Origin of the sequence: Lyngbya sp. CCAP 1446/10 (assembly GCF_026130175.1) — a bacterium.
GTDB lineage: Bacteria > Cyanobacteriota > Cyanobacteriia > Cyanobacteriales > Microcoleaceae > Microcoleus.
In genome coordinates, this window is record NZ_JAIGNI010000041.1 from 15,475 (window position 1) to 27,024 (window position 11,550).

Annotated in this window: 2 protein-coding genes; both read left to right on the plus strand. The window is 42.8% G+C overall.

The window, feature by feature from the left end; translation table 11 throughout:
- Positions 1 to 81 precede the first annotated feature (81 nt).
- Positions 82 to 5,499 (plus strand): ATP-binding sensor histidine kinase, encoded by a 5,418-nt coding sequence (locus tag K4039_RS17560; protein ID WP_265236967.1) that lies wholly within the window; start codon positions 82 to 84, stop codon positions 5,497 to 5,499.
- An 80-nt stretch (positions 5,500 to 5,579) separates the two neighbouring features.
- A complete protein-coding gene (locus tag K4039_RS17565) occupies positions 5,580 to 11,507 on the plus strand; it encodes an AAA family ATPase (RefSeq protein WP_265236968.1) in 5,928 nt (1,975 codons plus the stop codon).
- Positions 11,508 to 11,550: the final 43 nt, after the last annotated feature.

An 11,550-nucleotide genomic window follows, 5' to 3' on the forward strand; every position in this document is an offset into this window, starting at 1 on the left:
TAACTATCACAGGAGTTGGAAACTATCTTCCCTTCTGTTAAGCTACAAACAGCCCCCCCCCATGAGGCAGATAATAAAAATATGAAAACTCAAAATTTTACATTGATAGGTTATCAAACGCTCGATCGCATTTACTCAGGAACTCGCACCCTAGTTTATCGCGGAACTCGCCAATGCGACAAACAGCCCGTTGCCATCAAAGTCTTGCGGACTGAGTATCCCAACTTCAGCGAGCTCGTGCAATTTCGCAATCAGTACACGATCGCCAAAAACCTCAATTTACCCGGAATCATCGAAACCTACAGCTTGGAAGCCTACCAAAACAGCTATGCGCTGGTAATGGAAGACTTCGGTGGAATCTCTCTCCATGCCTGGACGGAACAAGGGGAAACTCCGCCCGATTTAAGCGATTTTTTGCAAGTGGCGATCGACATCAGCAATACATTAGATATACTCTCCCGCCACCGGATCATTCACAAAGACATTAAACCCGCCAATATTTTAATTAATCCCGAAACAAAACAAGTCAAACTGATTGACTTTAGCATCGCATCTTTGCTGCCGAGGGAAACTCAAACCCTGATGAATCCTAACGTACTCGAAGGCACATTAGGCTATTTGTCTCCCGAACAAACTGGCCGGATGAATCGCGGCATTGACTACCGAACTGATTTTTATTCTTTGGGCGTGACTTTTTACGAATTGCTGGCGGGACAATTGCCGTTTCAATCCCACGATCCGATGGAATTGGTACACTCTCATATTGCCAAGCAACCGCCATCACTGCATGAAATCAATCCGCAAATCCCGCCGGTACTCTCGGAGATTGTCAGCAAATTGATGGCGAAAAATGCTGAAGACCGCTATCAGAGCGCTTTGGGGCTAAAATTTGACTTAGAATTGTGTTTGCGTCAACTAGAAGAAAATGGGAAAATAGAGAGTTTTGAAATAGGTCAGAGAGATTTGTGCGATCGGTTTATCATACCAGAGAAACTCTACGGTCGCGAAACCGAAGTAGAAACCCTACTCGAAGCCTTTGAGCGCGTCAGTAGCGGCACAACTGAAATGATGCTAGTAGCTGGTTTTTCCGGCATTGGAAAAACTGCAATTGTGAATGAAGTTCATAAACCAATTGTGCGGCAAAATGGCTACTTTATCAAAGGCAAGTTTGACCAATTCAATCGCAATATTCCCTTTAGTGCCTTTGTCCAAGCATTTCGCGGTTTAATGGCGCAATTGTTGAGTGAAAGCGATGCACACTTGCAACTCTGGAAAAGTCAGATTCTTGCAGCCGTGGGGGATAGTGGTCAAGTCATCATTGAGGTGATTCCAGAACTCGAACGGGTGATTGGTTCGCAACCTCCGGCTACTGAATTGTCGGGAGCCGCCGCCCAGAATCGATTTAATCTCCTATTCCAAAAGTTTATTCAAGTCTTCACCACCCCAGAGCATCCCTTGGTGATGTTTCTGGATGATTTGCAGTGGGCGGATTCGGCTTCGCTGAAATTGATCCAAGTCTTGATGGCAGAATCGACTATGGGTTATCTGCTGTTGATGGGAGCCTATCGAGATAATGAAGTGTTTGCGGCGCATCCGTTGATGTTGACCCTAGGTACGGTCAGCAAAGCGGGGGCAACGGTGAATACGATCGCCCTGCAACCCCTAAGCCAGATTAGTTTGAATCAGTTGCTCGCCGATACCCTCCACTGTACGGAGCGGTTGGCACAGCCTTTGACTGACCTGCTGATGCAGAAAACTCAGGGCAATCCGTTCTTTGCCACCCAGTTTCTCAAAGCCTTGCATCAAGAAAAGCTGATTGCCTTTGATGCTGATGCGGGGTATTGGCAGTGCGATATTGTCCGAGTTCAAGCTGCGGCTTTGACGGATGATGTGGTCGAATTTATGGCGTTGCAGTTGCAAAAACTGCCGGACACCACGCAAACCATCTTGAAATTAGCAGCTTGTATTGGGGCACAGTTTGATTTACAAACGTTGGCGATCGTCTCGGAGCAGTCCCAAACTGAAGTGGCAACTGCTCTCTGGAAAGCGTTGCAAGAAGGATTAATTCTGCCCCAAAGTGAAATTTACAAGTTCTATTTAGAAAAAATGGAGCTAGATGAGGCTGTAAACCATGAACTATTGAATTATAAATTCCTGCACGATCGTGTTCAACAAGCTGCTTATTCTTTAATTCCCCATGACGAAAAACAGACGGCTCATTACCAAATCGGTCAACTGCTGCTGCAACAGGTTTCCTTAGAAGCCAGAGAAGAACGCATTTTTGAAATCGTCAATCAATTAAACTATGGCACTGCTTTAATTACTCAACAAACAGAACGAGAAGAATTAGCTCAACTCAACCTAATCACCTGTCGCAAAGCCAAAAGTGCCACCGCCTATCAAGCAGGGCGTGAATATGCCAGCATTGGATTATCACTGCTTGGCAAAAATGCTTGGCAGCAACAATATGAAATGACTCTATCATTCCATAATGATGCAGCGGAACTGGCAATGCTCTGCGGTGATTTTGAGGCAATGGAAAAGTTGATTGAGACAGTTATTGCTCAGACTCACTCTTTACTAGAAAAAATTAATGTTTACCGCATTAAAATTCAAGCAAATGTGACCCAAATTAAACTGAGTGAAGCTATTGTCTTCGGACTCCAAATCCTGCAACAGTTGGGCGTAAAAATAACCGAATCACCCACACTAAGCGATATTCAACAGTCAATGCAAGAGATTAGTGATTTGATTGGCGACAGAGAAATTGCAGATTTTGTGAATCTACCAGTGATGAGCGATCCAAACAAACTTGCAATTATCGAGATTGCCACCAGCCTTCTGACTCCAGCTTACATCTCTGGCTCTCTCTTGTTCCCATTATTGAATTGTTTCTCAGTCAAATTATCCTTGCAGTATGGAAACATATCTGTTTCAGCTCATAACTATGGTTCCTATAGCATGGTTCTCTGTAATCTCTTACAAGATGTAGATTCAGCAGTGAAATTTGGTCAGTTGGCCTTGAATGTTGTCTCAAAACATAGTTATAAAACGACTAGACCTTTAGTATTAATGTTGCTGGGATCGTTTATCCTCCACCGCAAGTCTCATATCAAAGAAACATTACCACTCTTGAGAGAAGGCTACACAACTGGACTAGAAGTCGGAATCTTGGAACACGTCGGAAATAGTGGAAATAGTTTCTGTCTGAATGCTTTTTGGTGCGGTCAGCCCCTTGCTAATGTTGAGCAGGATACGCACACCTACTACGATGGTTTGGTGCAAGTTAATGAATTGAGAACAGCCAATTATTGCCGGATCTATTGGCAATCTGTTTTAAATTTACTGGGAGTTGGGTCGCATCCCACCATTTTGTCTGGGTCAGCCCTCCAAGAGACGGAATTTCTGCCCCTGCTGGAGTCTGCCAATGACCTATATGGGTTGTATCACTTCTATTTGTATAAGCTGACTCTTGGCTTTTTGTTTGGAGAAATTGAACTAGCAAACAATAATGCTCTTGAGTGCCGAAATTATTTAATGGGTGCTGGGTCAGCAGTCAGCGAACCAGCCTTTTATTTCTATGATTCTTTGATTACTCTGGCACAGTTAATTCAACCTTCAGGTGAGGTTGCACCAGTATTAGAGCGGGTGGCACAAAACCAAACCCAGTTACGAGATAATTGGGCGCACCATGCTCCCATGAATCACCAGCATAAGGTTGATTTAGTAGAAGCTGAAAAATGCCGGGTTTTAGGACAGAAAGCAGAAGCAATTGAGTTATACGACAAGGCTATTTCCGGAGCCAAAGCCAACGAATACATCCAAGAAGAAGCTCTGGCTAACGAACTAGCAGCTAAATTCTACCGAACTTGGGGCAAAGAAAAAATAGCTCAGGTTTATATGCAGGATGCCTATTACTGCTATGCCCGATGGGGGGCAAAAGCCAAAGTTGCAGACCTAGAAACCCGCTATCCCGACTTGCTGCGCCCCATATTGCAGACCCAACAAAATCGTTATGCACTCAGCGAAACCCGCCTCCAAACTATCAATAAATCCTCAGTCTTATATCAAACCATCCAAACAACTCAATCTAGCAGTAGCAGTATTTCCGAAGCCCTCGATTTCGAGACTATTCTCAAAGCCTCCCAAGCTTTATCAAGTGAAATAGAATTAAAAAAATTGTTGGCGGCACTGATGTCTGTGGCGATCGAAAATGCTGGGGCAACAAAAGCAGCTCTGCTGTTGCTTAAGGATGGGAATCTCGCAATTGAAGCTGTAGCCTCCCTCAAGGAAAATGTCATCTTAATGTCTGTACCGCTGTCAGCCAGCGCAGAGGTTCCTACTGCTGTGGTTAATTATGTTAAGCGCACTTTGAAAACTGTTGTTTTGGATAATGCAGCAGCACAAAACGATTTTATTGCAGATCCGTATTTGATGGAAAAAAAGCCCAAAAGTGTGCTGTGCGCCCCGATTTTGAATCAGGGTAAATTCATCGGGTTACTATATCTAGAAAATAACTTGACAATTGGTGCATTTACTGAAGATCGCACTGAAGTCATCCAACTGTTGTGCGCCCAAGCGGCGATCTCGCTAGAAAATGCCCGCTTGTACCAACAATCCCAAGCTTACGCCCAAGAATTAGAGCGATCGCTCTTGGACTTACAACAAGCCCAGTTACAAATAGTGCAAAGTGAAAAAATGTCGGCTTTGGGCAATCTAGTCGCGGGTGTCGCCCACGAAATCAACAATCCTGTCGGCTTTATTGCGGGTAATTTGACAGAAGCAAATGCTGGCTTTAACGATTTAATTAGCCACTTAAAATTATATCAAGAAAAATTTCCCAATCCCGGCGCAGAAATTGAACGAGATGCTGAGGATATTGATTTGGAGTATGCCTTAGAAGATTTGCCCAAGATGCTGTCGTCGATGAAAGTGGGGTGCGATCGCATTCGCGGCATTAGCACCAGCCTCCGCACCTTCTCCAGAGCCGATAAAGACTACAAAGTTCCCTTTAATATTCATGAAGGGATTGAGAGTACGATCTTAATTTTGAAACATCGGCTGAAAGCTAACGAACATCGTCCTGCGATCGAAGTCGTCACAGACTACGGGAATCTCCCCAAAATCGAATGCTTTCCCGGTCAACTGAACCAAGTATTTATGAATTTGCTGGCAAATGCGATCGATGCCCTAGATGAGTCAAGTCAAGGCCGCAGTTTCGAGGAAATTGAAGCGAATCCCAACTTTATCACGGTGCGGATCGGTTTGGAGGGCGATCGCCACATCAAAATTACAATTGCCGATAACGGTGCGGGGATGAGTGACTCTGTGAAACAGCGGATTTTTGACCATTTATTTACTACAAAAGCTGTGGGTAAAGGTACTGGGTTGGGATTAGCGATCGTCCGCCAGATTGTAGTCGAAACCCACGGCGGTTCAATTCACGTCAATTCAACACCGGGAGCGGGAACAGAATTTATCATCAGCTTACCAACTTAAGTAGAGCGAAACAGTTAATTTTTTTCCTGACTTTCATACTCATTAACAAACCACTCACTAATTTTATGGAAAGAATAGCCATGAATAACTCCCACCAAAATCAGAACCAAAGCACAAACAGTCAAATTTTCAACTATCAAATTATTCAAACAATTTATGACGGGACTCGCACCTTAGTTTATCAAGCCATCCGTACCGATGACCAACTACCGGTTATTATCAAACTACTGAAAAACGAGTATCCCACCTTCAGCGAACTCGTGCAATTTCGCAATCAATATACCATTGCCAAACACCTCAACTTCCCCGGAATTATCCAAACCTACAGCTTGGAAGCCTACCAAAACAGCTATGCGCTAGTAATGGAAGACTTCGGTGGAATCTCTCTAAAACAATGGGTCGAACAAGGGGAAACTCCGCCCGATTTAAGCGATTTTTTGCAAGTGGCGATCGACATCAGCAACATCTTAGATATACTCGGACGCCACCGGATAATTCACAAAGACATTAAACCAGCCAATATTTTAATCAATCCCGAAACCAAACAAGTTAAACTAATCGACTTTAGTATTGCATCACTATTATCAAAAGAAACCCAAACTCTGCTCAATTTCCATGTGTTAGAAGGAACACTTGCTTACATTTCTCCCGAACAAACCGGAAGAATGAACAGAGGAATTGACTACAGGACTGACTTTTATTCTTTAGGTATTACCTTCTACGAATTACTGACAAACGGGTTACCATTTCAATCAAACGATCCGATGGAGTTAGTGCATTGCCATATCGCCAAAGCAGCACCATTAGTAAATGCTATTAACCCACAAATTCCATCTGTACTCTCAGAAATTGTCAGCAAATTGATGGCAAAAAATGCGGAAGACCGCTATCAGAGTGCGTTAGGGCTGAAAACCGATCTAGAAAAATGTTTAGATCGGCTTAAAGAAACTGGGGAAATTCAGAGTTTTGAAATTGCACAAAGGGATCTGTGCGATCGCTTCCTAATTCCCGAAAAACTTTACGGACGAGAAGCTGAAGTATCAACACTGCTGCAAGCATTCGATCGAGTCAGTCTTGGCGCAACAGAAATGATGCTGGTAGCTGGTTTTTCTGGGATTGGTAAAACAGCAGTAGTCAACGAAGTGCATAAACCGATCGTGCGCCAACGCGGTTATTTTATCAAAGGCAAATATGACCAATTTCAGCGTAACATTCCCTTTAGTGCCTTCGTGCAAGCCTTTCGGGATTTAATGGGGCAATTGCTGAGTGAAAGCGATGCCCAAATCAAACAATGGAAAACTAAGATTTTAGAAGCCCTCGGTGACAGCGGACAAGTCATTATTGAAGTCGTTCCCGAAGTAGAAATAATTATCGGTCAACAGCCACCTGCTCCAGAATTAGCAGGAACAGCAGCAAAAAATAGATTTAATTTATTGTTTCAAAAATTCACCCAAGTCTTTACCAGCGTAGAACATCCCTTAGTGATATTTTTAGATGATTTGCAATGGGCAGATTTGGCATCACTGAACTTAATGCAGCTTTTAATGGCTGATACAAGTCATCTTTTATTAATTGGTGCGTACCGTGATAATGAAGTCAACCCAGTACATCCATTAATCTTGGCTTTGAGCGAAATCAAAAAAACACAATCGACTATTAATACGATTGTTTTAGCACCCTTGACTCAAGTAATAGTAAATCAATTAGTTAGTGAAACGCTGAAATGTACAAGAATTTTTGCAGGTACTCTTTCACAATTAATATATCAAAAAACTAAAGGAAATCCGTTTTTTGCAACTCAACTTCTCAAAGCATTACATCAAGAAAATTTCATTAAATTTGATTTTGATGCGGGCTGCTGGCAATGCGACCTTGCTCAAGTGAATCAGCAACTGCTTACAGATGATGTTGTAACTTTTATGGCATTGCAGTTACAAAAATTGCCACCATCGACTCAAAATGTATTAAAGTTAGCTGCTTGTATTGGTAATCAGTTTGATTTAGCTATTTTGGCAATTGTTTCGGAACATTCAGAAATAGAAACTGCTGCTGAGTTGTGGAAAGCATTAGAAGAAGGATTGATTTTACCGAGTAGTGATGTTTATAAATTTTATCAACAAGAGTCATTAGTCAATAGTCATCTTGCCCTGAACGAAGTCGAAGGAGGGTCATCTGTAGACAAACAACAACAAATGACCAATGACGGAGTACAAATGACAGCTACCTACAAATTTTTACATGACCGAGTACAACAAGCGGCTTATTCTTTGATTCCCGACTATCAAAAACAAGCAACTCATCTCAAAATTGGACAGTTACTTAGGCAAAACTTATCAGAAATAGAACAAGAGGAAAAACTGTTTGATATTGTCGAGCATTTGAACAAAGGAATTAAGTTAATTACTGAACCGAGAGAACAAGAAATATTAGCTCAACTAAATTTTAAAGCTGGAGGTAAGGCGATAAATTCTACAGCATACGCAGCAGCAAGGACATATTTCCAAATAGGAATCGAGCTACTACAAACAAACTGTTGGCACAGCCAGTATGAATTGACTTTGAACCTCCATATTGCGGCGGCTGAAGCTAGTTATTTGAATAGTGATTTTGAGGGCATGGAACAGATAACAACAGTCGTGTTGCGATCGGCTAAAACGATTTTAGATAAAATAAAAATTTATCAAATTCAAATTGCAGCGCAAGTTTTACAAAGTAATGTGGTGGAGGCGATCGCTATTGGCAGACAAGCTTTAGAGCAATTGGGGGTTGAACTGCCTACAGAACCCGATCAATCCAAGACTAGCAGAATGCTACAAAGCCTTGCCACCCAACTCGAAGGTAGACAAATTGAAGACTTGAGCGATCTGCCATTAATGACTGATCCTAACGCTCAGGCTGCAATGGAATTGATGGCAATGTTGTTTTCACCAATTATTCAAGGAATGCCCGGTTTATTGCCATTGCTAAGTTCGATGATGGTGAATTTATCTCTTCGATCGGGCAATACCGTGTCATCAATAACTGGGTATGGTATTCACGGCATGGTATTGTGTGCTTTCTTGGAAGATCCTTCCGCAGGCTATGCTTTTGGTAAATTGGCTCTAAGTTTACTGGAAAAATTTAATATACAAAAGATTAAATCCGCTGTGATGTCTCTATTTGGTTGCTTTATTCAACATTACCGAGAGCGGTTAGATGCCACGATTCCGACTCTGAAAGCAGCTTACCAGACTGGCATAGAAACTGGAGATTTTTTACACGCTGGTTTTGCTCTCGGTGGTCACAGTAATGGCAGGTTTTTTAGCGGTGAAGAACTGAATAGTTTTATTCAAGACATGGCTGATTATAGTGTAGCCTTGGCTCAAGTGAAACAAGAATCTGCTCGAGTATATGTAAATTTAGGAAAACAAGCAGCAGAAAACTTGATTGAATTAGTCAGTCAACCATATTGCTTGATCGGCAATGCCTATAATGAAACGTTGATGCTAACTAAGCACCAGCAGGATAACGATTTAACAGCGATCGCGCAAGCCTATATCTACAAACTGCTGCTTGCTTACTATTTTGGTAATTATACAGATGCACGCAACTATATTACCCAAGCCAAGCTGTGTTTAATGGCCGTATCGGGCTCGATTTTTGTTCCTATTTTCCATTTTTATGCCGCGCTAACTCATCTAGCACTCTTCCCTACCCAACCAGAACCGGAGCAAGCCGAACTGCTTGCTGTTGCTGCCACCCATCAAACGATTCTGCACCAGTGGGCGCACCATGCCCCGATGAACCACTTGCATAAATGGTATCTAGTGGAGGCTGAGCGTTATCGAGTTTTGGGTGAAAAAAATGCAGCCAGCGAGTGTTATGACCGAGCCATAAATCTGGCTCAAGAACATCAATTTATCAACGAAGAAGCTCTCGCAAATGAATTGGCCACCAAGTTTTATTTGCAATGGAATAAACCGCGCATCGCCCAAGAATACGCGATTGAAGCTTACTATGGCTATGCTCGCTGGGGTGCTAAAGCCAAAGTCGCCGACTTGGAAAGACGCTATCGGCAATTACTTGCTCCCGTATTACAGCAAACTCGTTCTGCTCTTTGCACTAAGGAAACTATCTTCGCCTTGGGAACTTTGACATCTACCAATTCCGCCAGTTCTAGCAGTGCTTATGTGGCTTTAGATTTAGCTGCGATTCTCAAAGCTTCCCATACTATCTCAGGTGAAATTGAACTCGAAAAACTCCTTTCATCGTTGCTTTCCATTGTCATCGAAAATGCGGGAGCCGATAAATGCGTGTTAATGCTGTTGCGAGACGATCGCCTGTTAATTAAAGGCTTGATTACCCTGGGGACAGAGGCTGTCGTGTTGCAGCGCCTTCCCATTGAAGAGAGTCAAGATATTCCCCTGAAGTTGATTTACAAAGTCTTGCACAACAGGCAGACTGCCGTAATAGTTGATGCGAGTGCCGATCTGACTTTAGCAAATGACCCTTATATCATGCGCCAGCAGCCGAAGAGTATTTTGTGCAGCCCGATTTTGCATCAAGGGAAGTTGATGGGCATTTTATATCTAGAAAATAATTTAGCAAAGGGTGCTTTCACGAGCGATCGCGTGGAACTGCTCAATTTGCTATGCGCTCAAGCTGCTATTTCTCTAGAAAATGCCCAACTTTATGAGCGATCGCAGCATTATGCTCAACAACTAGAGCGATCGCTCGATCGGTTGAGTGCAGAACAATCTCGGTTGCAAGCATCCCAGCAACGACTCCAGCTATTGGTTAAGCAAACTCCAGTAGCCGTCATAGAGTGGGATATCAATTTTCTGGCTACTGACTGGAACCCAGCAGCAGAAAGAATCTTTGGCTATACCAAGCAGGAGGCTTTGGGTCGTCACTTCACATTTATCGTTCCTGAAGTGATTCAAGCACAACTAAAGGGAGTCAGCGTCGATATTATATCGCAGCAGGGTGGTAATTACAGTATTAATGAAAATCTTACAAAGGATGGCAAAACGATTATTTGTGTTTGGTATAACAATGTACTTATGAATGCAGATGGCGAGTTAATAGGAGTTGCTTCGCTGGCAGATGATATTACCGATCGTCAAGAAGCAGAACTTGCCTTAGAGCAGAAATCCCTTGCCTTAGAAAATGCCTTAAACTCATTACAGCAAGCCCAAATTCAAATTGTCCAAAGTGAAAAAATGTCGGCCCTAGGTAACTTGGTCGCCGGAGTTGCCCACGAAATCAACAATCCCGTCGGCTGCATTATTGGCAACGTTGGTGCTGTCCAAGATTCCATCAACGACCTATTTGGGCTGATTGACCTCTACAACGATAAATTCCCTCAACCAGGGACTGAAATTGAAGAGGAATTAGAGACAATTGACCTAGAATATTTACGCTCTGATTTACCCAAGTTAATCAGAGCAATGAAAGATGGAGGCGATCGCATCACCAGCATCAGCAAGAGTCTCCGCACTTTCTCCCGTGCCGATAGCGACCAAAAACAAAAGTTCAACCTCCACGAAGGGATTGATAGCACCATCTTGATTTTACGCCATCGCCTCAAGGCCAATGATACTCGTCCCGCGATTGAAGTTGTCACCAACTACGGGAATATTCCGGCGATCGAATGCTTCCCCGGACAATTAAATCAGGTGTTTATGAATATTATAGCTAATGCTATTGATGCTTTAGAAGAATCAAATATCGGTCTAAGTTTTGCAGAAATCAAAGCGAATCCTAACTGTATAACCATTCAAACATCGGTCGGAAATAAACAGGTAAAAATTGCCATCACTGATAATGCTAAGGGGATGAGTGAGGAGGTAAAATCAAAGATTTTTGACCATTTATTTACTACGAAAACTGTCGGAAAAGGTACGGGATTAGGACTGGCGATCGCGCGGCAAATTGTCGTAGAAAAACATGGCGGTTCCCTGAACGTTAATTCTATACTGGGATCGGGAACAAAATTTATCATCACTTTACCCCTTCAGGAAAAATAAACAGATTAACTTTTCCCTGACATTCAGACTCATTCAACAAACC

Excerpts from the sequence above, each read along its gene's own strand:
- K4039_RS17560 (WP_265236967.1), top strand. The coding sequence starts at position 82 with ATGAAAACTCAAAATTTTACATTGATAGGTTATCAAACGCTCGATCGC.
- K4039_RS17565 (WP_265236968.1), top strand. The coding sequence starts at position 5,580 with ATGAATAACTCCCACCAAAATCAGAACCAAAGCACAAACAGTCAAATT.